At 55.8% G+C, this 26,926-nt stretch carries 23 protein-coding genes and 3 pseudogenes; 10 read left to right on the top strand and 16 right to left on the bottom strand.

Features of this window, described 5'->3' with window-relative positions:
* Window positions 1-143 precede the first annotated feature (143 nt).
* From AB7M29_RS20235 to AB7M29_RS20245, 3 genes are all read right to left on the bottom strand, one after another.
* Window positions 144-1,514, bottom strand: coding sequence for an MFS family transporter (locus AB7M29_RS20235; protein ID WP_454248741.1), 1,371 nt, complete (start codon window positions 1,512-1,514; stop codon window positions 144-146).
* A gap of 214 nt (window positions 1,515-1,728) precedes the next feature.
* Window positions 1,729-2,568 carry an FAS1-like dehydratase domain-containing protein gene (locus tag AB7M29_RS20240; RefSeq protein WP_454247678.1) on the bottom strand — a complete coding sequence of 280 codons (840 nt, stop codon included), beginning with the start codon at window positions 2,566-2,568 and terminating at the stop codon, window positions 1,729-1,731.
* The gene (locus tag AB7M29_RS20245) at window positions 2,565-3,731 is read right to left on the bottom strand and encodes a CaiB/BaiF CoA transferase family protein (RefSeq protein WP_454247679.1); all 1,167 of its coding nucleotides are present in this window, start codon (window positions 3,729-3,731) and stop codon (window positions 2,565-2,567) included. Before AB7M29_RS20245 ends, AB7M29_RS20240 begins: the two co-directional genes overlap by 4 nt.
* A 162-nt stretch (window positions 3,732-3,893) precedes the next feature.
* Between AB7M29_RS20245 and AB7M29_RS20250 the strand changes: the two genes are divergently transcribed.
* A complete protein-coding gene (locus AB7M29_RS20250; RefSeq protein WP_454247680.1) occupies window positions 3,894-4,790 on the top strand; it encodes a LysR family transcriptional regulator in 897 nt (298 codons plus the stop codon).
* Between the two features lie 25 nt (window positions 4,791-4,815).
* On the opposite strand, the gene ripC is transcribed toward AB7M29_RS20250, so the two are convergent.
* Window positions 4,816-5,652 carry an itaconate degradation C-C-lyase RipC gene (gene ripC, locus AB7M29_RS20255; protein WP_454247681.1) on the bottom strand — a complete coding sequence of 279 codons (837 nt, stop codon included), beginning with the start codon at window positions 5,650-5,652 and terminating at the stop codon, window positions 4,816-4,818.
* Between the two features lie 146 nt (window positions 5,653-5,798).
* Here ripC and AB7M29_RS20260 point away from each other — a divergent pair, with 146 nt between their 5' ends.
* Window positions 5,799-6,677: a LysR family transcriptional regulator gene (locus tag AB7M29_RS20260; protein ID WP_454247682.1), complete on the top strand. Its 879-nt coding sequence runs from the start codon at window positions 5,799-5,801 to the stop codon at window positions 6,675-6,677.
* 349 nt (window positions 6,678-7,026) lie between these two features.
* On the opposite strand, the pseudogene AB7M29_RS20265 reads toward AB7M29_RS20260, so the two are convergent.
* The 3 genes and pseudogenes from AB7M29_RS20265 to AB7M29_RS20275 form a co-directional block, all read right to left on the bottom strand.
* Window positions 7,027-7,221 (bottom strand): annotated as a pseudogene (locus AB7M29_RS20265) (thioesterase); the annotation flags it as partial.
* A 113-nt stretch (window positions 7,222-7,334) separates the two neighbouring features.
* The gene (locus tag AB7M29_RS20270; RefSeq protein ID WP_454247683.1) at window positions 7,335-8,048 is read right to left on the bottom strand and encodes an NAD(P)H-dependent oxidoreductase; all 714 of its coding nucleotides are present in this window, start codon (window positions 8,046-8,048) and stop codon (window positions 7,335-7,337) included.
* A gap of 31 nt (window positions 8,049-8,079) precedes the next feature.
* Entirely contained in the window at window positions 8,080-9,327 is a 1,248-nt protein-coding gene (locus AB7M29_RS20275) for an acyl-CoA dehydrogenase family protein (RefSeq protein WP_454247684.1), read from the bottom strand.
* 128 nt (window positions 9,328-9,455) lie between these two features.
* On the opposite strand from AB7M29_RS20275, the gene AB7M29_RS20280 reads away from it, so the two are divergent.
* Window positions 9,456-10,448, top strand: coding sequence for a GlxA family transcriptional regulator (locus AB7M29_RS20280; protein WP_454247685.1), 993 nt, complete (start codon window positions 9,456-9,458; stop codon window positions 10,446-10,448).
* Window positions 10,449-10,544: 96 nt separating this feature from the next.
* On the opposite strand, the gene AB7M29_RS20285 is transcribed toward AB7M29_RS20280, so the two are convergent.
* The 4 genes and pseudogenes from AB7M29_RS20285 to AB7M29_RS20300 all read right to left on the bottom strand — a co-directional run bounded on the left by AB7M29_RS20285 (window position 10,545) and on the right by AB7M29_RS20300 (window position 12,264).
* Entirely contained in the window at window positions 10,545-11,441 is an 897-nt protein-coding gene (locus AB7M29_RS20285) for an alpha/beta hydrolase (protein ID WP_454247686.1), read from the bottom strand.
* A 12-nt stretch (window positions 11,442-11,453) separates the two neighbouring features.
* Window positions 11,454-11,699 (bottom strand): annotated as a pseudogene (locus AB7M29_RS20290) (zinc-binding dehydrogenase); the annotation flags it as partial.
* On the bottom strand, window positions 11,650-11,799 hold the full coding sequence (locus tag AB7M29_RS20295) for a hypothetical protein (protein WP_454247687.1): 150 nt from the start codon (window positions 11,797-11,799) through the stop codon (window positions 11,650-11,652). The gene AB7M29_RS20295 and the pseudogene AB7M29_RS20290, both read right to left, overlap by 50 nt.
* A gap of 9 nt (window positions 11,800-11,808) precedes the next feature.
* A complete protein-coding gene (locus AB7M29_RS20300; RefSeq protein WP_454247688.1) occupies window positions 11,809-12,264 on the bottom strand; it encodes a DUF2147 domain-containing protein in 456 nt (151 codons plus the stop codon).
* 196 nt (window positions 12,265-12,460) lie between these two features.
* Between AB7M29_RS20300 and AB7M29_RS20305 the strand changes: the two genes are divergently transcribed.
* Entirely contained in the window at window positions 12,461-13,123 is a 663-nt protein-coding gene (locus tag AB7M29_RS20305) for a TetR/AcrR family transcriptional regulator (protein ID WP_454247689.1), read from the top strand.
* A gap of 174 nt (window positions 13,124-13,297) precedes the next feature.
* On the opposite strand, the gene AB7M29_RS20310 is transcribed toward AB7M29_RS20305, so the two are convergent.
* The 4 genes from AB7M29_RS20310 to AB7M29_RS20325 are packed head-to-tail and all read right to left on the bottom strand — an operon-like array spanning window position 13,298 to window position 18,462.
* Window positions 13,298-15,004 carry a GMC oxidoreductase gene (locus AB7M29_RS20310; protein WP_454247690.1) on the bottom strand — a complete coding sequence of 569 codons (1,707 nt, stop codon included), beginning with the start codon at window positions 15,002-15,004 and terminating at the stop codon, window positions 13,298-13,300.
* A gap of 60 nt (window positions 15,005-15,064) precedes the next feature.
* Window positions 15,065-16,525: a class I adenylate-forming enzyme family protein gene (locus AB7M29_RS20315; protein WP_454247691.1), complete on the bottom strand. Its 1,461-nt coding sequence runs from the start codon at window positions 16,523-16,525 to the stop codon at window positions 15,065-15,067.
* Between the two features lie 39 nt (window positions 16,526-16,564).
* Complete coding sequence (locus tag AB7M29_RS20320; RefSeq protein WP_454247692.1) at window positions 16,565-17,482, bottom strand: alpha/beta hydrolase; 918 nt, start codon at window positions 17,480-17,482, stop codon at window positions 16,565-16,567.
* A 5-nt stretch (window positions 17,483-17,487) separates the two neighbouring features.
* On the bottom strand, window positions 17,488-18,462 hold the full coding sequence (locus AB7M29_RS20325; RefSeq protein WP_454247693.1) for an enoyl-CoA hydratase/isomerase family protein: 975 nt from the start codon (window positions 18,460-18,462) through the stop codon (window positions 17,488-17,490).
* Between the two features lie 204 nt (window positions 18,463-18,666).
* Here AB7M29_RS20325 and AB7M29_RS20330 point away from each other — a divergent pair, with 204 nt between their 5' ends.
* Window positions 18,667-19,515 carry an SDR family oxidoreductase gene (locus tag AB7M29_RS20330; RefSeq protein ID WP_454247694.1) on the top strand — a complete coding sequence of 283 codons (849 nt, stop codon included), beginning with the start codon at window positions 18,667-18,669 and terminating at the stop codon, window positions 19,513-19,515.
* 131 nt (window positions 19,516-19,646) lie between these two features.
* Window positions 19,647-20,324 carry a Crp/Fnr family transcriptional regulator gene (locus AB7M29_RS20335; RefSeq protein WP_305489990.1) on the top strand — a complete coding sequence of 226 codons (678 nt, stop codon included), beginning with the start codon at window positions 19,647-19,649 and terminating at the stop codon, window positions 20,322-20,324.
* Between the two features lie 130 nt (window positions 20,325-20,454).
* Here AB7M29_RS20335 and AB7M29_RS20340 read toward each other — a convergent pair.
* Window positions 20,455-20,637, bottom strand: a pseudogene (locus AB7M29_RS20340) (acetyl-CoA C-acyltransferase); the annotation flags it as partial.
* Window positions 20,638-21,143: 506 nt separating this feature from the next.
* Here AB7M29_RS20340 and AB7M29_RS20345 point away from each other — a divergent pair.
* From AB7M29_RS20345 to AB7M29_RS20360, 4 genes are all read left to right on the top strand, one after another.
* Complete coding sequence (locus AB7M29_RS20345) at window positions 21,144-22,418, top strand: outer membrane protein transport protein (RefSeq protein ID WP_454247695.1); 1,275 nt, start codon at window positions 21,144-21,146, stop codon at window positions 22,416-22,418.
* Window positions 22,419-22,898: 480 nt separating this feature from the next.
* Window positions 22,899-23,558 (top strand): winged helix-turn-helix transcriptional regulator, encoded by a 660-nt coding sequence (locus AB7M29_RS20350; protein WP_415769356.1) that lies wholly within the window; start codon window positions 22,899-22,901, stop codon window positions 23,556-23,558.
* Between the two features lie 409 nt (window positions 23,559-23,967).
* The gene (locus AB7M29_RS20355) at window positions 23,968-25,620 is read left to right on the top strand and encodes a GMC oxidoreductase (protein ID WP_454247696.1); all 1,653 of its coding nucleotides are present in this window, start codon (window positions 23,968-23,970) and stop codon (window positions 25,618-25,620) included.
* A 24-nt stretch (window positions 25,621-25,644) separates the two neighbouring features.
* Entirely contained in the window at window positions 25,645-26,910 is a 1,266-nt protein-coding gene (locus AB7M29_RS20360; protein WP_454247697.1) for an NADH:flavin oxidoreductase/NADH oxidase family protein, read from the top strand.
* Window positions 26,911-26,926 lie beyond the last annotated feature (16 nt).

Raw genomic sequence — 26,926 nt, forward strand, 5'->3', positions numbered from 1 at the left:
CCTGAGCACCCTCGCTGTCAGCCGACTCGGTCCCTGTCCGCACACTTGGGTCACGGGTGCCCAAATCATCAAAAAACCACTGCCTCATGTGTGCGTGGCACATGCAACAGTGGCAAAGGCGCAATAGTTACCTCACATCTAATTTACGAGTGTGCACTACGACCGTACCCAGGCGACCCCGTAAAATTCTCCTCAACACTTCCAGTGCCATCCAGGTACCCATGCTTACGCAAATCAGGCATTAACATCGAAGCAATGAACGTCACACACACTAACGCCGCCACATAATAGAAGAAGTAACTTTCAATCCCCATCGACTTAAGCATCAATGCCACATACTCCGCGGTACCGCCACACAATGCATTACCGATCGCATAAGGTAGACCAACCCCCAACGCCCTGACCGAGGCGGGATAAAGATCCGCTTTAAGTACACCTGTGACGGGTGTATAGAATGCGGCAACAAGAAGACCAGACATAATTAGTGCAAAGGCCGCATAAGGGCTCGATACCGTCTTTAACGTGGTTAAGATCGGCACAACCAACACTGTTGCCAAACCACCAAATATCATCATGCTTTTTTTCACTCCAATACGGTCTGCCAGCATGCCGAAAAATGGCTGACAAATCATGAAGCATACTAAGGCAGACGTCATGATAAAACTTACCGTCCCCGCATCCATCCCCACCGAAAGCACCAAGTATTTTTGCATATAGGATGTGAACGTATAGTAGTACAGCGAACACCCCATGGTGATGGCCACCGTTAAAATCACCGCTCGCTTATGCTTTAACAACGCTCGAATAGAGCCGGCCTCCTTACTCTTCATTTCTGTTACTGAGGCTGTTTCGGTCATGGATCGACGTAAAAACACGACTACAATGGCGCTAATCGCTCCGATGAAAAATGGAATTCTCCAACCCCAGGCTTTCAACTCTTCAGGAAGCAATACGTGCTGAAGAACAGCCACCGTCAGCAGCGCAAGTAGCTGACCTGCAATAATTGTGGTGTATTGGAATGAACCGAAAAATGATCGGCGCCCGGGGGTCGACATTTCACTGATGTAAGTGGCACCTGTTCCGTACTCCGCGCCTACTGAGAGTCCCTGCATCAACCTGGCTATAACCAACAAGATGGGGGCCGCGACACCAATCGACTCATAGGTTGGCATGATCGCGATCATCAAAGACCCACCACACATCATGAAAATCGAAATAATCATTGATATTTTTCGACCGCGCGTATCCGCAATGTAACCAAATATCCAGCCACCGAGGGGGCGCATAAAAAAGCCGACAGCAAAAATCCCCGCTGTCGCTAACAGTTGACTGTTTTGATCTCCTGCCGGAAAGAACAGCGAAGCAAAATAGATAGAGGTATAGGCATAAATGAAAAAATCATACCATTCAACCAAATTGCCCGAGCAAGCTCCGAGTATCGCTCGGGCTCGTGCTTTATTGGTGATGGGAGGACGCTTGACAGCACTTTTATCAGCCTTGCTTATTATTGTCATTTCAATCTCCACGAGCGGAAATAATCCGTTGACGCGTTTACGCGCCAAACCACCAGCCCAACAACAGTCCATGCGAAGAGAAAAGCGGCTCGCACAGACTGCTTGTTTGATCATCTAATCAATTAATAAAACCATTTAGGATAAAGTCTACTTAAACTGAAACGTCAAACGCCTTGATGTGACTTCATCGTGTATTCTTCACTGCAATGCAGATTCAAAAACTTGCGCGTGCCTGCATCGAAACTGCGCCATCAGGCAAACTGACCCATAACAGCAAGTCATCGCCTTCATGCACGGCATTCAGAGATAGCTTCGCTCCCAGCATGGCGGGTTGAAGCCCACGATAATTAAAGTGTTTAACCGGCTTTCCGGCGATACTCTCAGCATAACCAGCCAGCAGAGTCGCATTCAGCGGACCATGTATCACTTGACTCCCGTAACCCTCAACGTCTCGGCAATAATCAGCATCGTAGTGAATGCGATGGCCATTGAATGTCAGAGCTGAATAGCGGAACAAGGTGGTCGAGTCAGGCAAGAATTCACGGGAGTGAATGGCTTGCGGCATGGTGGTCAATGGCTTGCTTGAGCCGGGCGGAGTCGCTTCTTTGTAGACGATGTCGTGGTGCTCGGATATGACTACTTCCCCAGCGTGCAAGATCTCATGCAGCACAGTTACAAATACCAACTCGCCGCTGCGGCCTTGCTTGTGCTCGATCGAAACAATACTGGAGCGTTTCTCGACGCTGCCATCCAGCGGCAACGCTTTCCTAAACTCCAGCTGTCCACCGGCCCACATGCGATTCGGCAGCGGCACGGGAGGCAAGAAGCCACCTCGCGCGGGGTGACCGTCACGCCCCAACTTTTCAGGCGGAAGCCCATCAAGAAAATACAGCCAGTGCCACAATGGCGGCAATGGATAACCCGAGACCAAATCGCCTTGTGGGATGCCCAGCGTTGCAGCCATCAAACGCGCATGGCGTGAAGACAGGACATCGTGGTCGACATGGGTCTTGCCGATCCATTGGCGAAGGTGTTGAAGATCAATAGTGCTCATGCAGGGACCTCCTCTTGTTTGTTCTGTGTTGCTGTCGTCTGGAATTCTTCGCGCAAGCGATCACTGTGTTCGCCCAGGAGCGGAGCTTTTTCGAATCGCTGTTCGTCCCAAGGAGCGCGTACCGGAGGAGCAATCATCTCGACTTCACCAGTCTCGACTGCCATCGGCCATTTACGAAGGCCTGGATGTTCTGCCATCTCGGCCACGGAGCGCACCTGACCAAAAGCGGTATTGGCCTGACCCAGTTTGTGGATCGCCTGTTCGGCGCTCAGGGTGGAGAAGGACGCACTGATGAGCGCATCCAGCGCGTCTCGGTTACGGACGCGTTCTGTGTTGGATGCAAAACGAGGATCAGTAGATGCGCCAGTGCTTTCAAGGAACAGGTTAGAGAACTGCTGCCATTCGCGTTCGTTCTGAATGCTGATCACGATGTCTCGCTGATCGCCAGTGGTATAAGCACCGTATGGAGCAATTGAAGGGTGGCGCAGCCCCTGGCGTGTAGGAGCTCCATTGCCATAAATCTCGTGCAGGTAGGGAATAGTCATCCAGTCCGCAGCACCATCGAACAACGAAACGGAAATCCCGGAGCCCTGCCCGGTTCGTTCTCGTAACTGCAACGCCGAAAGCACGCCAATCGCAGCATTCAAACCTGCTCCGATATCACATATCGATACGCCGATACGGCCATATCCCTCAGGTGAACCGCTGATGGCGGCCAGACCACTTTCGCATTGGACCAATAGGTCATACGCCTTTAAACCACTGGCGGCACCCTCAGTTCCGTAGCCGCTGATGTCGCAGGTGATCAATTGTGAATTCAGTGCGCGCAGTTCCGAGCTTTCAAATCCTGCGCGAGCAAGGGCTCCGGGAGCCAGGTTTTGAACAAAGACATCGGCGCTGGCAATAATCCGTTTCAGCAGCGTCGCGTCGTCGGCATTCTTGAAATCCAGTACCAGCGATTCCTTGCCTCGGTTGGTCCACAGAAAGTACGAAGACTGACCTTTGGCAGCGTCGTCATAACCCCGCGCAAAGTCCCCTTCTGCGCGTTCGACCTTGATGACCCTTGCGCCCATCTCCGCCAAACGGCAGGTACACAAAGGTGCCGCCAACGCCTGCTCGATGGAAACGACGGTAATGCCTTGCAGAGGTTTTGTAGTGGACATCAGGTTCTCCCATTGACGATTTGCATGCGCAAGTATGTGCATGGAACGGTCAAGGGAGCAGCGAGCTTTTACGAAGACAGTGTTTGTCAAATACAAACACAAGATTACTTTTAAAAGGTTAAATTAGAAAAATCCATCATGATTTCGCCGGGGACTAACGCAATGTTGTACGACTTGACCGACCTGAAGGTCTTCTTGGCCGTTGCGCAGGAAAGCAATCTGTCGCGGGGCGCCGAGCGGTGCAATCTAGCCCCCTCCTCTGTCAGTTTGCGCATAAAAGGGCTTGAAGCCAGCCTTGGTACACCCTTGCTGCTGCGCCAGGCCAGAGGCGTAGGCCTGACCCCGGCGGGTCATGTGCTCGTCGAGCACGCAAGACGCTGTATGGCTCAGTTGGAGCAAATGACCACTGACCTGCAGCCGTTCGCCAACGGTTTGATCGGTCACGTGACCTTTTTTGCCAACAACAATGCCATCAGCTCATATTTACCGGATGACTTGGCGCGCTTTTTCTCCAAGTACCCCAATGTCCGTATCACCCTTGAGGAGCGATTGAGCCATGACATTATTTCAGCCGTGTCCTCAGGCCGTGCCGACATTGGAGTCGTAGCCCTGGAGTCCGACCATCCGGATTTGGAATTTCTACCCTACAGAGAGGACCAGTTAGTCTTGTTAGCACCGCTAAACGGGCGATTCGCCAAACTGCATTCGGTCAGCTTCGCCGAATGCCTGGGGCTCCCATTCATCAGCCTTCAATCGGGCGCAGCACTGCACACCTTTTTGATGAATCACGCCAGCGCCCTTGGCGGGCGGTTAGACGTGCGCGTCCAGGTCTCCGGGTTTCGAGCGATTGCCCGGCTGGTCTCATCGGGAGCGGGTATCGGCATCGCGCCACGCTCAGCGTTAGAGCCTGCAGACCTGGATCGCCTTCAGGTTATCGATCTTGTAGAAGGCTGGGCCAAGCGTGATTTGCGAGTGTGCGTAAAACGCAACCCGCGTGAAAAGAACGCGTTACGAGACAACCTGATAGAGATTCTTTGTCAGCCTGGAAAAGCTCGATAGTGCATGGGATCAGGTTTCCTGGTCCTTACACCTCAGTGGATTGGCCTGCGCGGGCCAGCACTCGACGGGCTTGGCGAGCGACCGCCTCATCGACCATCACCCCCTTTACTTGCCCGACGCCCCGACGGTTTTCGATCAGAATGGCCCGCGCTTCGGCGATCTCATCCAAGGTTGGCGTGAAGGCTTGATTGATGGCAGCAATCTGGTTTGGGTGGATCGCCGCTTTACCGGAAAACCCCATGTCGGCGGCCTGGAGTGCCGCCCGCTCAAGCCCGGCCAAGTCGCGGATATCGAAAAAAGGAGAATCGATAGCGGCGATACCTGCTGTCGCGCACGCGCTTACAAGCGATACACGTGCGTGCGTGAGGTTCGCTGCAAAGGGTCCGCAGCCTAGATCCGCCGCCAGATCCGCAGCCCCGAACATGAGTGCAGCGAGTCGGGGCGTCGCATGAGCGATGTCTGAAACTGCCTTGAGCCCGACTGCGCTTTCGATCAAGCCGATCAACTGAGTGCTCAGCCCTTTTTCGCTAAGCAGACGGTCCACTATCTGAAGGTGTGCAGCGGATTCGGTTTTGGGAAGCAGCAGATATTCAGGTTGAACCCGGCTTGCCAACAGTTCAAGCACGTCATAAAGACCGGCAGACGTATCCAGCCCGTTGATACGAATAATGCAAGGGAACGGCGTTTCCATGGCCGCATTGAGTGTGTTGAACGTGGCAGCACGAGCACTTTTTTTGTCTTTAGGCGCTATCGCGTCTTCCAGATCAATGATCAAAAAATCGGCGCCCACCTCCTCGGCTTTGGCAAAACGTTCAGGGTGTGTTGCCGGCGTGAAAAGAGCACTGCGCAGACGTACGGACATTTTCTACTCCAGAGGTGGTGAGGTGCCGCAAGGCGTGCTGTGATCCTTGCCGGCGTGAACCACCATAGCTAGACAAATCCCAATGGACTATTGTATGGAACTGTCGATCTTCATATGTTTTACAAATACCTATAGGGCTTACATTTATGGAGCTGCGTCACATCCGCTACTTTCTAGCCGTCGCTCAAGAGCAGAATTTCACCCGTGCTGCTCAGCAAATCGGCATCGGACAGCCGCCATTGAGCCTGCAGATACGCGATTTGGAGCGTGAGGTGGGCACCCGGTTATTTCACCGAATTCCGCAAGGCGCAGAGCTGACCGCGGCTGGGCAGGCGTTTCATGACCTGGTTCGAAACATACCGGCTCAGGTAGAGCGCGCAATGCATGCGGCTCAACGAGCCGCTCGGGGCGAGTTAGGGGCGCTGCGCATAGGTTTCACTGCCTCCGCAAGTTTCAATCCGGTCGTGGCGGCGGCGATTCGTAATTTTCGGCGGGCCTACCCGAACGTCGATTTGACCTTGGAGGAAAGCAATACCATTCGATTAATGGCAGGCCTTAAGGAAGGTGACCTGGACGCAGTTTTTATTCGCCCAGGAATAGCTGAAGCTGATCATTTGACGATGCGAACTCTTTCGGAGGAACCGTTGCTCGCGGTTCTGCCAAAAGATCATGTGGCTGCACGCCAGAAAAAATTGAGTCTGAAAGATCTCAGCCAGGACCCTTTCATTCTCTATCCCAGAGAAGTAGGACCTACCTTATTCGACACCGTCATCGCTGCTTGCCGCGATGCAGGCTTTGATCCGATTCTGGGACAAAGCGCTCCTCAACTGGCCTCTGTCGTGCATTTGGTAGCGGCAGAACTGGGGGTTTCGCTTGTACCGGCTTCGATGCAGCAAGTGCATGCCGCAGGGGTGGTTTTCAAAGAGATAAATGATGTATCACCCATCGCCCGACTGACACTCGCTTGGCGTCGCAGTGACAACTCGATTTTCCTGCAGAACTTTATAAATTGTGCTGTCAGTTAACCACGCACTTTCCGCCGGTATGGGAGCCGACTGCTTTCGAAAGCGGCCATTGTGAAGAGCTACCAATTGGGGCTGGATTTGAATGTTTTCAGAGGATGTTGCGGAAAGAATCAATGAAAAACTTTTCTTTGGACGAAAAAAAATGGACCTCTTTTCAGAGATCCATTTTTTAATGCTTGGAGCGGGAAACGAGACTCTCATCTGGCGTCCTACCCATTGAAATATAAGGGGTTTCTTTTCTTGCCTAAGCAGGAAAAGACTTGATTCTGGACTTGTTTTCAGTGGGTATCAAGAAGAGAAAGGACGTGATCCCTGGCTCTAGCGGTCAGACTGGAAATGGCCCACCACGTTAACTGCGACTCAGGTCAGATAGCCCCTCTTCACTTCGAAGCTGCCGGCTCATGTCATCGCAACTTTGCGACCAGTCTGTCAACCATTTGGACATCACGGGCGGGCGCTCTGCTATTCCCAACTCTCGGACGAAATCATCAGGTGGAATCGTGCCGTCTGCAGAGCGGAAAAGACCTCCCATCACGACCACGCCGTCCATCGACCGGCTTACGCCAGCGTCTACGAAACAGCAGAAGCAGAAGACGAAACCAGAGATTTATAGGGATACCGATGGTGAGAAAACTATGTAGGCAAACGTGGTGTCTGCTAGGGATTCGGAGCGGAAATCGGGTGCAATTTCTCATCGAACTCATCAAGTGAGACGAATGAAAGCCCTTGCAGTGTGTCCAGCGAACGCAGGTGCTGTCGATACATCGCTAACTGAGTGACACGTGCTTCCTGGGAAATGTACGGTACGTGATAGGCAACAAAGGTCGGAAGCACTGTCATTCCGGTATAGGCCAACGTTCCACGCAGGATGGGTCGGAGCATGTCGTTGAGTTCACCGTGCACACCGCCGCTTACCAACATGTGTGGTTGACCGCCGACAGTGATGGCGAGCATGGCCTTCTTGCCAACCAGGCCGCCCTGATCGTAAAAGCGCTTTCCGCCATAGCAGACGCCAGATACCAATACTCGGTCTATCCAGCCTTTCATGATCGCCGGCATCGAGAACCAATAGATTGGGAAGTTGAAGATCACCAGATCGGCCTCCAGCAACTTGTCCAGCTCCTTCTGGATGTCCGGTGCCAGTGTGCGTTGCGAGCAATTGTGACGCTGCTCCAAGGCATACGTCAGGTACTCGGAATTGACGCGGCTGCCAAAATCAGCTGCGCTGGCGACCGGATTCCAACTCATGGCATACAGGTCAGACACTTCGACAGAGTGCCCTTGCCCCCGCAGTTCTTCAACCGCCAGATCTTTCATGGCCGCATTGAACGATTGCGGCTCGTTGTGCGCATGGATAATGAGAATGTGCATTGGACAGCTCTCCATTAGGTTGGCCATCCAATCAGCCGGTGATGTCTTTGCCGAAGATTGCGCGTGCGATGACTAGTTTTTGAATCTCATTGGTTCCCTCATAGATTTCGGCGATCTTGCAATCGCGATAGATCTCTTCGACACGGTAGTGCGAACCATCCGCCGCGAGCTCGCGCATAAAGCCATAGCCACCAAAGATCTGTACCGCGTCGCGGGCGAATTCACCAGCAAGGTTGGTGCCGTACCATTTGGCCATTGCGGCCTCGGGCTCCGGGAAAGCGAGTCCTTCGTCCATGCGTAAAGCGGCCTTGAGATACAGGTTGCGGGCGTTCTCGATTTCAGTGGCGCGTTCAGCCATCTTGAACTGCCAGTGTTGGAACTGCGCAATGGCTTTGCCAAAAGCCCGGCGCGTCTTGAGCCGCGCGATACTGTGATCAAACAATGCCTGAGCCATGCCGGTCCCGCTGGCGGCAATCCCGATGCGCCCGAACGTCAGTGTTTGCAACGCTATCTTGAGACCTTCACCGGGCTGGCCAACAACATTCGTCATGGGCACTTTGACGTTGTCGAAGTAGATGTCCGCCGTCAGTTGGCCATGGTTGCCCATTTTCTTGTCGGGTTCGCCAACACGAACACCTGGCCAATTCAACTCGACCACCAACTCGGTCATGCGCGCGCCATCGACACAGAGCAGTACAACAAAGTCGGCAACTGGGGCGTTGGAAATGAAACGCTTGCGGCCGTTGACGATGTAACCATCTTCGGTGCGCGTAGCATGGGTGCCCATGGCCTCAACGCTCAAGTCGGTACTGGCATCCGGCTCGGTAGTCGCGAAACTCCCGATCTTGTCACCGCTGAGCAAAGGCCTGAGATAGCGTTGCTTGATCGAGTCCGCCCCGTGGTTCAGCGCATTACCCGCGAGAATGCAGTGCACGTCCACGATGGCGGCCACCGAGTTCGAATGGTAGGCCAGCTCCTCGATCATCACGGCAGTGGCTGCGGTGGGGTATTTGAGCCCTCGCCCGCCAACATCGGTGGCAAAGGGAATGCCGAATAAACCAGCCTTGGCCATTTTGGCGAACAAGTCACGGGGGAACGCTGCAACGGACTCCTCTGTGTGACCAATGGCGTAAGCCACCGGGGCGACATGTTCGTCGGCGAAGCGACGAATCTCCTGGCGGATAGCCAGGATTTCCTGCGGGGTATCCAGGTCGTGATACAGGCGATCCTGGTGACGCGTAACAGTCGCATTGACCGAAGTATTGGCAAGATGGGTCATGGTTATCTCTTCTGTAGCCTGGGGAAGCAACGTGATGTGAACGGTATGGAAACTGATGGAATGACGTAATAGGCAAAAACGACGGTAAATATGCGAATATCGCCATCCATGCAAAAAAAGGTTCCGCCATGACCACCGTTGCGATTCTGGGTTTTGACGATTCCTATGCCTCCGTTGTGGGAGGTTTTGCTGACATGCTTCAGGTTGCCAACGCGCACATGTCAAAACAGGGGATGCCACCGTCAGGTCTGTTTGAATGGCATTTCATATCGCAGAACGGCCGGCCTGTGCGCGCGAGCAATGGCCTCGAGCTTGGCATGCGGGCGCTGCCGAAGAACCAGCATTATGATTTGGTCTTTATTCCCAGCCTGCATTATTGCGGCTGGCAGCATTTCCAGGGCTTCCTGGAAAAACAGGGAGCTGTTCGTGACTGGCTGGTTAGCCAATGGCGAAATGGTGCATGGCTCTGTGCCAATTGCACGGGTACCTTCCTGCTTGCTGAGACGGGTTTGCTGGACAACAAAGTGGCGACGACCACTTGGTGGCTGGAGGGGCATTTCCGCAGCAGATTCCCGAAGGTTGATCTGCAAATGCGTCCTGTGGTGACTGAATCTGAACGTCTGGTGTGTGGCGGCGCACATGCCACATTTTTGTTGCAAGCGGTTCACGTGCTTAACAAATTCGCGGGAGAGGCCATCGCCAGGCAATGCGCCCGCAGCATGCTGATCGATTTGACTCAAACGACGCAGACACCTTTCCAGCCGCTTATCGCCGACAAGACCCACAATGATCCCTTGATTCAACGCGCGCAAAAGTGGCTTCAGGATCACTTGGCGGAACAGGTGCGCATGACAGACCTGGCGCAGAAGTTGGCCGTCAGCGAACGTACATTGATACGCCGCTTCAATAAGGTGCTTGAGCAGTCACCGCTCACTTATCTGCAGAACCTACGCGTTGATACGGCGCGAGCTTTACTGGAGGCTGGCGACCTGAGTACCGAGCGAATCGCGCACTATGTCGGTTACAGTGATATCAGCTCGTTTGCACGCCTGTTTCGTGAGCGCGTTGGATTCACTCCGGGGGCTTATCGAGCCAGGTTTCAGTTACCCATGGAGGACTGACCAAGCCCTGCCGCCAGCAGATCGCCTGACCCATTCGCTACAAACCGCTACCCTCGCCTACCGTGCTGGCGAGGACAAAGAATGCACGGGAGGTTTTCAGCAAGATTGCAAGGGATGGCTTGCCAAAAATGCGGCGACTCGCTCAATGACCTCGTCCGGCCGGGAATCAGCAAAAAAATGTCCGCCCACTATCGCAGAAGCCTCCATCATCGTGCAGCGATCCACCCAAGTGGCGGGTAAATCATAGTGCTTGGCCATCGCACCTGAGGCGCCATAGAGGATCAGCGCGGGCGCGGAAATGCGTCGCCCGGAATCGGACATATCGTCTTCCAGATCCACAGTGAGTGCGGCGCGATAGTCGTTGCAAAACCCAGCGATCGTTGCCGGATCACGCCAGTCTTTCCGATACGCCGCCAGTTGGTCAGCATCAAAATCCTCCGGCCCTGCGGCACCCCAGCCGAAAAGGCAGCTCTCGAAAAAGAAATCGGGATCCGCCGCAATCATGCGCTCCGGAAAGGGTGCGGGCTGAGAAAGAAAAAACCAATGCCAGTAACTGTGGGCTATGTCCTTGCGCAGATCTGTCAGCATCACAGCCGTAGGAACGATGTCCATCAGCGTGACGCTCGCCACCACGTCTGGATGATCCAGTGTCATCCTGTATGCAGTGCGCGCGCCACGGTCGTGTCCAACAAGATGGAACCGTTCATGTCCGAGCACACGCATCAGTCCGACCTGATCCGCGGCCATGGCGCGAAATCCGTAATTGGATAGATCCGCTTGAAGCGGCGGCTTATCCGATGCCCCATACCCACGCAAATCAGCACAGACAACCCGATAGCCACGCGCGACCAGCCCAGGTGCGATGCGTGCCCAGAGCGCCATGGTCTGCGGAAAACCGTGGAGCATCAGGATGGGTTCGCCTTTACCCGCTGCAACACAGGCAATTTCCACATCGCCTACGGTAATTTGGTGCGTTTCGAAATTTTCGAACATGGGGTCGTCTCGTTATTTCACCTTGACGATGACCTTGCCTTTTGCCCGACCGGTTTCAACATAAGCCAAGGCATCCGGGGTCGATTCGAATGGAAAAACCCGGTCCACCACCGGGCGTATGACACCGGAATCGATGAGCGCAGTAAGCTTACGCAACTGGTCACCGCTGGCTTTCATGTAAAGGAATGAATAGCTGACGCCACGGCGTTTAGCTTTTTTCCTGATCCCGTAACTCAACAGGCCCATGACCAGTTTCAGGAATCCCTAAAACGTCATCCTTGCCCAATTCAGGTTCTGGAATTTCGGTCGCCCGTAACGCAACTTTTTTTCCATAGCGTTCGATAATGAATGCTTTCATCGTACTTCCTTACTCTTGGCGTACCCAGGTCTGTGAACGCCCCAGCAGCGGCGTGCCAATGTAGCCGCGCACGCTGAGTTTTTTACCGTTGTCGGTCAGGTGGACTTTACTGCTATAGACCTTGCCGTTATCCGGATCGAGGATTTCGCCATCGGTGTATTCTTCGCCGTCCTTGCGCAAACCGGTGAGAATGGTCAGGCCTACAATCGACGCATTCTTGTTCACGCCTTCACATTTGCCGCACTTCGGATTCTGGTCTTCGCTCGGGGCGGGAAACGCTTTTTCGATAACGCCCTTCAGAGTGCCATCGGACTCGGTGATTCGAATCAATGCCCTCGGCTTGCCACTGACGTCGTCGATGTTTTGCCACAGACCAACGGGCGAATTATCGTCTGCCCACAGTGCCGATGAGATGACTGCTGCTGCCAGGGTGAGTCCGAAGACACCTGCTTTGAGCGTACGCATTGTCTGAATCCTCATGATTGAGCGAATTTTCTTGTCGGCCTGATGCCATTTGCAGAGTATGAGATTGGCCCTGTGGCTCCCGGCTATCGGATTGCGCTTGCTGTGTTCAGATCGCTTTCTGAGCAAGCTTCCAGTCGCGCCAGCCATATAACGCTGTTATTTGATTAACATAACGCCGTTATGGCAGTATTGCAACATGACCACTGATAACTCACTTCCTAATGCCCCCACCCGCCTCGTCGAGGCAACCATCCGTGTGCTTGCGACTAACGGCCCGTCCGAAGTCAAGGCCCGTTCGGTAGCGAGCGAAGCCGGCCTGTCGACGATGGGGGTTTACACACACTTCGGCGGAGTGCCGGAACTTCTACAAGCAGTCGCTGATGAGGGATTCAAGCGGTTGGCTGCAGTCTTCAAGCGTGTGCCAATCACGGATGATCCGATAACCGACTTGTGTGCGATGCTCCTGGCTTGCCGAGACCTTGCACGAAGCAATCCCCATCTGTACGACTTAATGTTTGGCCTTTCGATTGACGGCAGATATAGCCCCTCACGAGGTGCCATGAAATCGATTGCGGATGGGCAATCGGAAGCCTTCAAGGCGACATACGCGATTCTGATCAACGCGTGCGCTCGCTTGGTTGATGCCAAATGCGTTCGCAAAATCGATCCTGCCCTCATTGCGCCACAGCTGTGGAGTGCCGCGCATGGATTCATCATGCTCGAACTCGCCGGCCACTTCTCAGGCATGGAAAATCCTGCTTCGCAGATCCTGGTAGCGACGTGTAACAACATTGTTGTCGGCTTGGGAGCGAAGCGCGAAAAAGTGGAATCTTCTACTGCTGGCGTAATTGCCGGGTAGGCACCTCCGCTAGAACCTTGAAAAAACCGCGCAACCCTGCAGTAACGCGGAGCGAACAGTATTTCAGTTCAAGTACGCAGCCACTCGGCATGTTCAGAGATCGGGTCAACCGGTTCGCTCATGCAGAGAAGGAACCGGTCATGACAGATGCTTGTATGCTTTGCGGCTCAATGCTCATATGCGCAGCAGGATAGGGATCTGTATCGAGGCCACGCGCTGATTATCAGGATGGCTGAGCACGCCACTGGACGGTTTCGTAGCTACCGCCTCACCTCGCTCATGAACACCTTCGTTATTGCGGGCCTGTGGAATCTGCGCCATTGCGTACTCGGCGAGTGCCGTGATGGTCAGCGCAGGATTAACCCCAGGATTTGCAGGCATCGCAGCGCCGTCACAAACCAACATGTTCTGGTAACCAAAAACGTGTAGGTTCTGATCAATCACGCCGCTTTGGGCATCGGCGCCGATCACGGCACCGCCCAGCACATGGGCTGTTGTCGGAATGTTGCCCAGCGCTTCCAGTACGTTGCTCTGGGCAATACCGCCGGTGTGCCTGGCCAACCATTGAGCCGCCTGGTTGCCCATCTCGATGTAAGTCGGATTTGGCTTGTCGCGATTCTGCTCGGTGACGAGGCGGTAGCCGCGACCCAGCCAACGCTTGCTGGGGCGAAGTGCGATCGCATTGTCCAATGTCTGCATCACTAACAGCATCACCATGCGTCGGCTCCAGCCCCATGGCCATAGCGACTTGAGCCATCGCGCTGGGTGCAACACGATATTCCCCAGCCACTTCAGCGGCCGCGTCACGCGGTTACCCTTACCGACCAGCAACGTGCAAAGCAAACTGAGGAAGTCGGCGTTGCGACCGTAGGTGAGAAACTCGATGTGGGTATCCTGATCGACGTGCACACTGCTGCTGGCGGTAACATCGTTCCAGGTCTTGCGGTCCTCGGGCAGGCGCACGTTCAGAACCGATTCGCTGTTGGTGCGCACCAGTTCACCAAGGCGATCGCTGACCCGGGGCAACGAGCCGCCGTGCTTGCAGTTGGCCAATAATTCGTTGGTACCGAGAGCCCCGCCGGCGAAGATCACTCCGCGGGCGGTGTAAGTACGGCGATCACGGGTGAACCAGGCGCCGGGGCGCTGGGCGGTCACACGGTAGCCGTCACTACCATCGGCTGCCCCGAGTGGGCTCACATCAACGACCTCATGCTCTGCCAATATCTGCACGCCACGTTTCTCTGCGAACCACAGGTAGTTTTTCACCAGCGAGTTCACGGCACCGACGCGGCATCCCACCATGCAGGCGCCGCAACGTATACACCCGGTACGGTCAGGCCCTTCCCCACCGAAATAGGGGTCCTTGACGGTTTTGCCCGGTTCGCCAAAGAACACTCCGGTGGGTGCTCGAGTGAATGTGTCTTCGGTTCCGAAGTGTTGCGCCATCTCCCGGGCCAGTTGCTGGTTCGTCGAGTCGAATGGCACCGTCTTTACTCCAAGCATGCGTTCGGCCGTATCGTAGTGAGGCTGCAATAGCCTTTCCCAGTGGCCGAGCTCCCGCCACTGCACGTTTTCGAAGAACTCTGGCTTGGCGCGGTACAACACACCGCCATACACGGTGCTGCCGCCACCGACACCCGACTGGCTGGGAAAAAAGACATGGCGAAACAGCGACATGCGCATGATGCCCTTCAAACCCAATGCGGGTGCCCACAGATACTTGTTGAACTGCCAGGCCGACTTTGGAAGGTCTTCGTCGCGATAGCGACGGCCGCGCTCGAGTACCCCAACGCGATAGCCTTTCTCCACGAGGCGCAGCGCCGAGACGCTGCCGCCAAATCCCGATCCAATCACCAGCCAGTCGAAGTCTGCGTTTTTCATGATGTGTCCCCTTCTACGTGCCGATTGCTTTGCGCCTAAAGTCCTTCAGGTAATTGCCTGTCAATCGACATATTCGGCCCACATCTTGCGCAGCCTCAGCTTGTCGACTTTGCCCACGGCATTCTTTGGCAGGCTGTCGATGATGTTGATCGTGGAAGGTCTTTTGTAACGCGTCAGCCGATCAGTGCAGTGCTCGCTCAAGTCCTCCGGGGTACCGGCGAATCCCGTACGAAACGCGACGTAGGCAACAACAATTTCGCCAAGGGTCTCGTGAGGGACACCAATCACTGCTGCTTCAAGAACCCCCGGAAATTCGAACAACACATCCTCGATCTCCTTCGGGTAGATGTTCTCGCCGCCGCGAATGATCATCTCTTTAAGGCGCCCGACGATGACCAGATAGCCGCCTTCGTCGATCCGGCCAATGTCGCCGGTGTGCAGCCAGCCATCGACGATGGTCTTCGCTGTTTCCTCGGGCTTCCCAAGGTAACCACGCATGACGTTAGGACCTTGAACGAGCACCTCGCCAGTGGCGCCCTGCGGCAAATGCACACCGCTCGGGTCGGCGATTGCAATGCGTTGCCCGATGAAGGGCAGCCCGACCGTACCGACCTTGCGTAGGCCGTCGAAGGGGTTGATGGTCGAAGCGCACGTGCCTTCGGACAGGCCATATCCCTCAAGCAGCGGAAAACCGAAGCGAGCTTCAAATTTTTTCAGTAGTTCCGCCGATGCAGGCGCCGCGCCGCAGATGCCATACCGAAGACTGGAGGTATAAGGTTTTACCTCATGAGGTAACGCGTTAAGCATTGCGTAGATGGTTGGCACTGCAGAGAAGTACGTGGGTCGAAGCCACTCGACATCCTCAAAAAACGTGTCGACGTTGAAACGCTTGCGAATCGAAACCCGACCACCGCTTGATAGCGGGACGAGCGTGCTCACCACAATGCCGTTTACGTGAAAGAGTGGAAGTATCAATAAACAGTGGTCTGCTGCCGTGACCTTGAGTGAGTTTCGCCCCATTTCCGACATGGCCTCAATATTGGCGTGATCGAGCATCACGCCCTTCGGCAGGCCGGTAGTGCCACTGGTGTAGATCAACAGTGCCAGTGCGCCAGGCTCTTCAAAGGGTACGCCGGTGTAGGACGCCCCCCTTTCCAGAGTGGCGACAGGCAGGGACTGCAGATTCGGGACTATGACTTCGCCGCTGACGTTGATGAGCAGCTTCGCCCCCGAATCAACCAGTTGATGGGTTGCTTCCTTGTTGGTAAGCCCAGGATTGATCGGCGTGACCGCCGCCCCCAGACGCCAGGCGGCGAACATCGCCACTACAAACTCCACCTGGTTGGGCAACATGATGGCGACGACGTCTCCAACGCCTACACCCCTATCCGCGAAGACTCCCGCCGCTGCGAGGACCCGGGAATGGAACTGCCGGTTAGTCAGGTTGCTGCTGTCGTCAGCGATGCACAGACCATCAGGCTCTGACACCGCGCGTAAATCTGAAAGCTTGGAAAAACACATTATTGTTGTTCTCTCTGCAAAGTGACGAAAACGCTTGAATCAGTAGGTTGAAGAGCCGAGAAGATGTTTCGTCAGAAACTGGGTCTGATCCTTCACCAGTTCTTCGAACGCCTCGCCCATGTAGAACTCGAAATGCCCAGCGGAATAAAGCCTGGTCTCTCCATGCGGCGCCTTGCGCACCAGAGCAATCGTCTGTTCCGGTGGCGTGACGGTGTCAGTGGTGCTGACGCAAAACAGGATGGGAAACTTCACCTTGGAGGCGGAGCGTCCGGGTCGATAAGCCATGATCTCCGGGAGCACCCGCGCGGCGACGTGATTGACGAACACCATCCCTTTCGGCACCAAGGCCAGATAACCCGGCAGGGCATCATGGGCATTCATCAAGGCCGGCTGACCGGGAGCGGCAGCGATTGGCACCATCACTGGCGGACGACCCAGCAGCTTGGCCGCAAAATCCCGCAAGAGCACCGGGGCTACCTGCAGCGATCCCTTCACACCCAGTGCGGCGGCGGAGGCCAGACCGTCGGTAAAGGGGCACTGACTGATGGCAGCCAGTAACTCGGGATGCCGACTGGCCACGGTGATCGCATGCCCTCCCCCAAACGAGCTTCCCCATACGGCAACCCGTCTCCCATCGACATCCGCGCAGCCTTTGACGAAGTCCAGCGCCGCATCCCAATCAGCAAGTTGCCGCTTCACAGACATCAACTGCCTGGGGCGACCACCACTGTCTCCGAAATAACGGTAGGTAAAGGCCAATGTAGCGATTCCCGCAGCGGCGAATCGCTCAGAAAAGGCGTCGAGGCGCATCTCGCGAACCGCACCGAGTCCGTGACCGAGTACTACAACCGGCGGTTTCTCTACTCCGACTGGCAGGTAGAGCCAGGCCGAACAGTAGGTTTCACCCGAGTCAAAGCGGATGTCCTGGCGAGTGAATGGGTAGGGAAGCTGTGACATTTGATTCATTTCCTGCCTCCCCCGCCTTGCAGGGGCAAGGAGCCTTGCTCGAGCGTTTGCTCGAAAATGGCCGGGCTGTAGAACGGCACATTGCCGTCGCGAACGGTGCGTTCAAGGTATTCGACCATTAGCGATTGCGCAGTCTCGGAAGGCGAGATCTTGATGAATTCGGTGCGCTCCATGTGCAACCCCTCATCGAGAGTGGCTGATCCGCCGAAGTACACAGCCCGCTTGATAGCCTCAATGGCCCCTTTGGGTCGAGAGCCCAGATACCGGGCCAGCTCAATGGCTCGCTCAAGCAGCGCATCCGGAGCAACCACTTCGTCGATATACCCTATTTCGAGCGCTTTCTGTGGCGACACCGGCCTGCCTTCGAGCATCAGCATAAGCGCTCGATGGGCACCGACCAGCCGTGGTAATCGCTGAGTACCCCCGCCACCGGGAAGTATTCCAAGAAGCACCTCTGGCTGCCCGATGAAAAAATCGCCATCCGCCATCAGGCGGGCGTCGCACGCTAGCGCGAGTTCGCTGCCCAGCCCCAGCGCAGACCCGTTCAGAGCGGCGATGAAAATGACGCCGCTGCGGTTCATCCGCAGAAAAGTGTCGTGCAGCTTGTCAAGCTGCATCCCGCCCTCCAGCGGTGTCAGAGACGCAGCTGCCGCCAAAGGCGGAACTCCGCGAACGCTCTTTGCAGTTCGAGCGATAGCCGAGGCAGCAGTGCGCCCGACCGACGGGATGCTCTTTCCACCTTCCTGTAGCCAACGAACGTCTGCATGACCGATGAAACGCTCAGGATGAGTTCCGGTGAGCACCACCGCTTTTACCGCGGTATCGGACTCCAGCTTGTCCAATAGCTGCGAAAGCTCATTGGCCATCTCCAACCCCATCAGCCCGTGTGGACCTCCATCCAGCCGCGCAACCAGGACAGAGCCTCGGGGCTCCACTTCAAGGTGCTCGGGCGGCGTATGCGTCTTCGTCATCTCTTAGATCCTCCGGGACAAGCGTGGAGAGCAAGCGCGCCCCCCATCAGTAGCCTCCGGACAGTCATCAAATCAGCCGGAGGAACAAAATAACACTGTTATACGACAAACATAACACTGTTATATTACCATCGCAATATGTACTCTTATGGCTCGCCCCCCCCGAGTAATGCACCAACCAGCACCTGAAGGGAACTTCATAAAATGAAACCGCACATCACTGTGGTACAGATTAATCCGGCCACCAGGAATCCGTCCGGATCCCCTCTTCCAGAATGGAGGCCAGCAATCCTCGTCACAGGCGCTGCTTCCGGAATCGGTCGTGCCTGCGCTGAGTTGTTTGCGCAGCGCGGTTGGTTCGTTGGTCTATACGATATTGATTCAGAGGGTGTCGCCGCGGTCGCCGCGACCTTGGGAGAGGGAAACGCCATCTCTGGAGCTCTCAACGTAAGCGATCCTGCAGCATGGGAACGGGTACTTACGGATTTCTGGGCGCAAAGCGGCCAGCGGCTTGACGTGCTGCTCAATAATGCGGGGATTCTCACAGCCGGGCAGTTTGAAGCCGTTCCGTTGACCAGACACCATGCAATGCTTGACGTGAACGTTCTGGGAATGATCACCGGCTGCCACAGCGCCTTCCAATACCTGCGAGGGACGCCCTTCTCTCATGTCATCAATATGGCCTCGGCCACCGCAATCTATGGCCAGCCTGAACTGGCAACCTACTCGGCGACCAAGTTCGCCGTGCGCGGATTCACCGAAGGGCTCGACCTCGAATGGAGCAAGTTCGGCATCCGCGTGAGTGATATCTGGCCGAGCTTCGTAAAGACCGCAATGGCTGATGATTACGGTCGTATCCCCAGCGCCAAATCGCTGGGCATTCGGCTCACACCACATGACGTCGCATCCACGGTATGGGCTTGCGCGACGGCAAAACGATGCATCCACAAAACCCACTGGACTGTCGGCCTGCAAGCCGGATTTCTAGCGATCGCCACTCGTCTCGCGCCGCCGCCCCTCAGCCGCTGGATCGTCCAACGCATTGCGCGATAAAGGAGAGGTTGACGACTCTCGAAAACGAACCAGGACGAGACATCCGAAAGCGCGACCGGCCAGGCCCGGATCGACATCGCTTTCCATCAGGATTCCGATGCACATTGCCTACAATGGAGCTGCCACCAAAAATGAAAGGCTTCAACTGGATCGATGAACTGAGCCCTCAAGTACGGGATACCGTTCTGCGATGCGCTCATCCAAGAACCGTTGCCGATTCGAAGATCCTGTATCAAAACGGCGATCGAGTAACGGAAATTTTCCAGATCGTTTCCGGGGCCATCCGCAAATGCATTCTCACCGAGGATGGCCAGGAGGTTCTGCTCTATGTCTACGGACCCGGCGACATAGTAGCCGATGCTCCCGTGACTGATGACGAGCCCTCCCCCGTCACGCTGACTACCCGGGGAGAAACCAAATTGAGGGTCTGGTCGGCGAGTGACTTGAAACTGCTGCGCGAACAGCATCATGAAGTTGAAACGGCACTCGCATGCCAGATCAACCGTCGCTTGCGGGTAGCACTTCAGTTGATCGAGGAGCTGCTGACCTTGCCAGTCGCGGCAAGAATCGCGTCCCGCTTTGCTCAACTCAGTGACCTGCAGAAGCCTTCTGATCGAGGGATCGATTTACTGCTTTCTCAAGTAGATATAGGCCTCATGGTTGGAAGCACACGCCAAAGCGTCAATCGAGTGGTCAACGAACTGAGAGGGTTGGGCCTGATAGAGCCGCTCTACGGCAAGATCATTATCAAGGACCTGCCAGGGCTGAACCGTTACGTTCGAGAGCATCACCGCTTGAACGAACGATAGCCTACACAATGTAAGCCGGAGTCAGAGAAGGTTACTGCTATCAGTGGCTTTCAAAAAATGGGGCGACGCAAAGGGACGTGGCTCCTTTCCGTCACCCCAAAACCTTGAGGCGAGGGTCTTGTTAAACGACCTAGACGACCTCGAATAACCCAGCTGCGCCCATACCGCCACCGATGTACATAGACACCACTACAAACTTCACTCCTCGACGTTTGCCCTCGAGCAGTGCGTGCCCAACAAGGCACGCGCCAGTCATGCCATAGGGATGACCAATCGAAATGCTTCCACCGTTGACGTTATAGTGCGCAGGATTATTGAGTGGCGCTTCCGAGACCGATGGTAGGAGACCCTAGAGTTCAACAACGTCGTCCAGAAGACATTGTTGTGTTTTTTTTCTATCACTCAGCTGTAGGAGATCCAATCACTCAGAAGCGAAATGAAAAATAGCTTACACAATGTAATCTGGAAGACGTTTCCTCCCAATAACGCACCCTACCATCAACTCCGTAAGCGCCATTGCCATAACAATAATCCAGGCGCTACCGGAGATCTCTTATGTATGCACCAACGCTCGTCACTATCCCTCCTCCCCCGTCCCACCGACGTCTCATCGCACAGCCCATTTTTTACCCACCAATCTGTCAAGACCGCCAATGCCGCCATCGCTGATCTAGAGCCCTTGTGAGCCTTGGAAAGCATGAAGATGAGCACTCATTACGGTTACACCAGATCCGCTTCTTTGCACCTGTGCACGACGGAAAATGTGATCGCCTCAAAGTGGTGATGAACCACGCTGTCACCCTGTTCGGAGTAAAAGCAGTGAACAAGATTATTCTCCAAAGCACTTTCGCACTGACCGCCTGCGGGTTTTGCGCCACCGCTGTTGCCAATGGCCTGGCCGTCAACGAGCAAAGCGCCAGCGGCGCCGGCACTGCCTATGCCGGCCGCGCCTCAACGGCGCTGGATGCCAGCACTGTCTATGGCAACCCCGCCGGCCTGAGCAAGCTCAAGCGCACCGAGGTCAGTGGCGGTTTTGCGGTAATCAGTGCCAAGGTCAATATTAGTGACGCTCAGAGCAGTGCCTCGGGTAGCAACAAAGGCGACTCAGTACCACTGGTTACGGTGCCTTTCGGTTACTTCTCTACGCCGATCAATCAGGACTTCACCTTCGGAATGGGTATTTATGTCCCCCAAGGCCTGGTCAACGATTATGAACGCAACTTCCAAGGCCGCTATCATGGCTCCTATAGCAAGGTACAGGTGATCACCTTGCAGCCGACTCTCGCTTATCGTATCAACGAGCGCATCACCATCGGCGGCGGTCCAACCATTAATCGCATAGAAGGCGATCTGCAGAGCGAACTGGCCACCGGCGCACTGAATGCCGGCACAGACACCCAGATCAAGATCAAGGGCGACGATACCGCACTCGGCTACAACGTTGGTCTGATGGTCGATCTGAGTGACGCCACCACCTGGGGCATCACTTACCATTCCAAGGTCGACTATCACCTCACAGGCCATACTGAAGTGAGCGACTCTCCGAGCGCGTTCGGCCTGAACGGCAAGTACAAGACATCGATGGATGCGACCCTTCCGGAGTCGGTGAATACCTCTTTCACTCATCGCTTCAACGAACGTTGGACCGGTTACCTGGGTACCACCTGGACGCGCTGGAGCCGTCTGCCAAAGCTCGAGGCAAAGAATAAAGGTGTGCCAGCGCTCGGGCAGCAACTCGGTTTTGACACCATTGGCGAAGAGCTGAACTGGCACGATACTTTCTCGGTGGCAGTGGGTGCGTCCTATCAGCTTGATAAGCAGTGGGTGCTGCGTGCGGGCTTTGCCTATGATCCGTCACCGACCACCAATGCAGACCGGGAAGTGCGCATTCCTGTAGGCAATCGCCGAGCCCTGACCTTGGGAGCCGGTTACTCACCCAACGAGGATCTCACCGTCGATCTCGCCTACGCCTACCTGTGGGAAGGCAGCAGTTCGGTTAGCCAGGCCAACACCTCCGGACTCCAGCCAGCCTACAGCGCCAAGTACGAGAACAGCGCCAACGGCCTGGTGGCGCAACTGACGTATCGTTTTTGAGTCCAGCACAACGCTCTATCTGACATGGGTTGGCTCTTGATAAGCAAACTCATGTCAGCGTGCGGCCCAGCACGTGTAAAAACACATCCAATCTCATCGCGCAGATGCCAGACATAGCTGAAGGCTTGTTCGACAGGTGAAAGCCGCCCTATGAGCCATCAGTGATGTCGCCTTCCCGGACAACGCCCTCAGCAATCTCTAGACTATATTTTTCGTATAGTATTAAAGCTATATAATATGTATAGTTTTATCAATGGAGCCTCCCAACCAACTCAGGCAGTGAGCAATACATGACAACGGCTGTGAGATCAGCGGCAAAAGGCGCGGAAACGCTGCCCCCTTTCCATTGGGGGGCGGTGCGGTTAGCGGTGCTGCCAGAGGGCAAAATTTCTGGCCTTGAACTGCTGGAGAATTTCCAGCTTGGCTATCGGCTACCGCATTGCGCCGCGTATCGGCTGAGCGGAATATGTACAATGAGACATGACAAACAAAACCTACGGTCAACTCTGCCCAATAGCCCGGTCGCTGGACGTACTGGGAGATCGCTGGACGCTGCTCTTGATTCGCGAGTTCCTGTTGGGTCCGAAGCGATTCAAAGACCTGCTCGCGATTCTGCCTGCAATGGGTACAAACCGGCTGTCCGAACGCCTGGCCATGCTGGTGCAGAACGGCGTCATTCAACAAGTTACGCTACGCACGCCCCCAGCTACGCCAGCTTACGAGCTGACGGCTTTGGGCGAGCAACTACGCAAGCCAGTGCTCGCGCTGGGATTCTGGGGACTGGGTCTGCCGATCGACGAGCGCATCGATCCGGCCAGTGCTCGTGCGGAGCTCATAGCACTTTGCCTGACAGGCTCGAACGATTCGGCGGCGAGCGCAGGCTTACAGGAGTTGTACGAGTTCCAGGTGGAAGCAGAGGTCTTCCATGTTCAAGTAAACGACGGGAACCTGTTGGCGCGGTCTGGGCCGAGCGCAGAGCCCACCGACGTCAAGATACAGTGCGACATGGAAACCTTCATCGCGTTGGTCCTACGCCAGATCACTCCAACACGTGCGCTTCGCGAAGGGCACGTAAAGCTGCTGCAAGGGGATCGTCCAGCGTTTACGCGAGTGTTCAAAGTACTCGAGTACAAGCCCTAAGACCGCAAGCCCTCCCCCTCCTTCCCTCGCATCATGCGAGTCGGGGGATGGCAGGCCTGAATGAACGGGTCGTTTCCAGCCCTGTATACCGTGGAGCAAATCAACTCCGCCCTGGTACCCACCGCCACCTCATTACCCGTGCTCAGCCCGCCGTGTTAGACGCGCACGCGCAACCCGGTCTGATGTCTTGGCTGCGAGCCGTACCTCTTTTCCTTTACCTATCCGAATCCGAATCCGAATCCGAATCCGATGTTGCCCGGTGGTGAGCCTGTGCTCGTCATACGGCATGCAACCCTCTCAGTAGTGCCTGTCCTGTAACTAGTGTCCGAAGCACCATTACAAAAATAAGGAGACGCAGCATGACTAGTTTTTTCACACCTGAAGGTGGTGCTTGCCTGAGCCGCACGCAATGAGTCCATCTTTCGATTTCGACTACATCGTGATCGGCTCCGGATTCGGTGGCAGCGTGTCCGCCTTCCGGCTGACAGAAAAGGGCTACCGCGTTGGCGTAATGGAGATGGGCCGACGCTGGACGGCCGAGGACTTTCCAAAATCCAACTGGGACGCGCGACGCTGGATGTGGCGACCCGGGCTGAAGATGTTCGGCTTCTACAACATGCGTCTGTTCCGTCACGTGATGATCGTCAGCGGCAACGCAGTCGGTGGCGGATCCATCACCTATGCCAACGCCTTGCTGACACCGCGCGATAGCGTATGGAATGAGGGTTCCTGGGCCTGCCTGGCGGACTGGAAACGAATCATGCCGCAGTACTACGCCACGGCGGAGAAGATGCTGGGCGTGACAGAGAGCAAGATCATGGGCGAGGCTGATCTACGCCTCAAGAAAATGGCGGATTTGCAAGGCGTGGGCCATACGTTTCACCCCCCCCGCGTAGGGGCCTTCTTTGCTCCCGACGGTGAAGCAGGCGGCAAGAGCTACCCGGATCCCTACTTCGAGGGTGAGGGCCCGGAGCGCGGGACTTGCACCGGTTGCGGTGGCTGCATGATGGGTTGCAAGCACAACGCCAAGAACACACTCGACAAGAATTACCTTTATCTCGCAGAAAAACGTGGCGCCCAGGTTTTTGCCGAAACCAGGGTGGTGGACGTGCGGCCGCTCAACGGCAAGGAGGATGGCAGTGACGGCTATGAAGTCCTCACTGAGTGCTCGACCACCTGGTTCGACAAGCAGCGCCGCAGCTTTCGCTGCCGCGGCGTGGTCTTCGCCGCGTCGTCGTTGGGCACGATGGAATTGTTGTTCCGGCTCAAGCAAAACGGGTCGTTGCCGCGCATCAGCGACGACCTCGGAAAACGTGTGCGCACCAATGCCGAATCCCTTATCGGCGTACGCTTCCCGGCAGCGGACAAGAGCATGTCGCCGGGACTGGCGGGGGGTGGCAGCATCTATCTCGATGAGCGCACACATATCGGAGTCGTGCGCTACCCGGAAGGCTCGGACGCCATTGGCCTCATGATGACCTTGCTGTGCGGCGGGCGCCCGGGGTGGACGCGAATATTGACCTGGCTGTGGACGCTGCTCAAACATCCGCTGCAAGCATTGCTCGTGCACAACCCCGCCGGTTTCGCCCGTCAGACCATGTTATTGCTGGTGATGCAAACCGTGGACGCGTCTCTCGACATGCGGTTCAGGCGTCGCTGGTTTTGGCCATTCGCAAAACAGCTCGCCAGCGAGGGTGGCCCCATCCCAACCTTCATTCCAGAGGCGAACGCGTTTGCCGAAAAGGGCGCAAAAGCGCTCGGCGGCATACCGACCACCTTTTTGTCCGAGATCTTATTCAACATCCCGACCACGGCCCACTGCATGGGTGGCTGTGCGATGGCGGACTCGCCGGAGCGCGGCGTGATGGACGTACAGAACCGGGTCTTCGGCTATCAGAACTTGCTGGTTTGCGACGGCTCGATGCTCAGCGCCAATCTCGGGGTTAATCCAAGCCTGACGATTACCGCGCTGACCGAGCATGCCATGTCGTACATCCCATTGAAAAACACGCAATCCCGGCGGGTATCGGCCCCCATCCCGCTGCACACCCTTCAATCATGAAACAGCCCTTATTGAGAACTCACCATGACCGCCTCCTCGCCTGAAGAAAATCTGCTGAACCAGCCTTTGCAACTCCCGAACGGCAGCGTTTTTCGCAACCGCCTCGCCAAGGCGTCCATGAGCGAAACGTTGGGCACCTACAACAATCACCCGACGTTGAAGCTGGTCGAGTTGTACCGGCGCTGGTCCGCCTCGGGCATTGGTTTGCTCATCACCGGAAATGTGATGATCGATCGGCGTGCGCTCGGCGAACCAGGCAACGTGGTGATCGAGGATGTAACTGACATGCCTATGCTACGCCAGTGGGCCGGTGCTGCAACCGAGCAGGGAGCCGCGATCTGGGTGCAGCTTAATCACCCTGGCAAGCAGTCGACCAAAGGCCTGAATGACAGCAACCTCGCGCCATCAGCGGTCCCGTTCCGTGAGGACATGGCCGCACTGTTCGAGACTCCACGCGAAGCCACCACGGCCGAGATCGAAGAGATCATCCGGCGCTTTGGACGCAGCGCAGCCATCTGCAAGGAGGCCGGCTTCAGCGGCGTGCAAATCCATGGCGCGCACGGTTATCTGATCAACCAGTTCCTCTCGCCACACCACAATCGGCGTACAGATGAATGGGGTGGTAGCCCGGAAAAACGTCGACGTTTCGTGTTGGCTGTTTACGCCGAGATTCGCCGCCAGGTCGGCGCCGAATTTCCCGTCGGTATCAAGCTCAACTCAGCAGATTTCCAGCGCGGAGGCTTCACCGAAGAAGAGTCAATGGCGACGATTCATGCACTTGCCGAAGCAGGCATCGACCTGATTGAGATTTCGGGGGGCACCTATGAGGCTCCGGCCATGAGCGGCGGGCTCCAGGAGACGAAAAAAGCATCCACCGTAGCGCGTGAGGCTTACTTTCTTGAGTTTGCTGAAAAGGTGCGCGCCTCGATCAAGGTGCCTTTGATGGTCACTGGCGGTTTTCGCAGTGCCGCCGCCATGAACGCTGCGCTGCGTTCCGGAGCGCTCGATGTCATTGGCCTTGCGCGGTTATTGGCCATTGATCCCGAGGCACCGGCGGCCCTGCTGCAAGGTCAGGACAGTTCGCAACGTGTACGGCCGATCACCACAGGCATCAAGCAAATCGATCAGATGGGCGTCATGGAAATCTTCTGGTACACGCTGCAGCTCAAACGAATCGCCAATGGCGGTGATCCGCGTCCCAACGAAAGTGGGCTGTGGGCACTTTCGAAATCAGTGATGAAAAGCGGCTGGGGCACGTTCCGTACGCGGCGCATGCGCGCACGGGCCTGAGCTCGAGGCTCGCTCG

This window comes from Pseudomonas sp. F-14 TE3623, assembly GCF_053629015.1.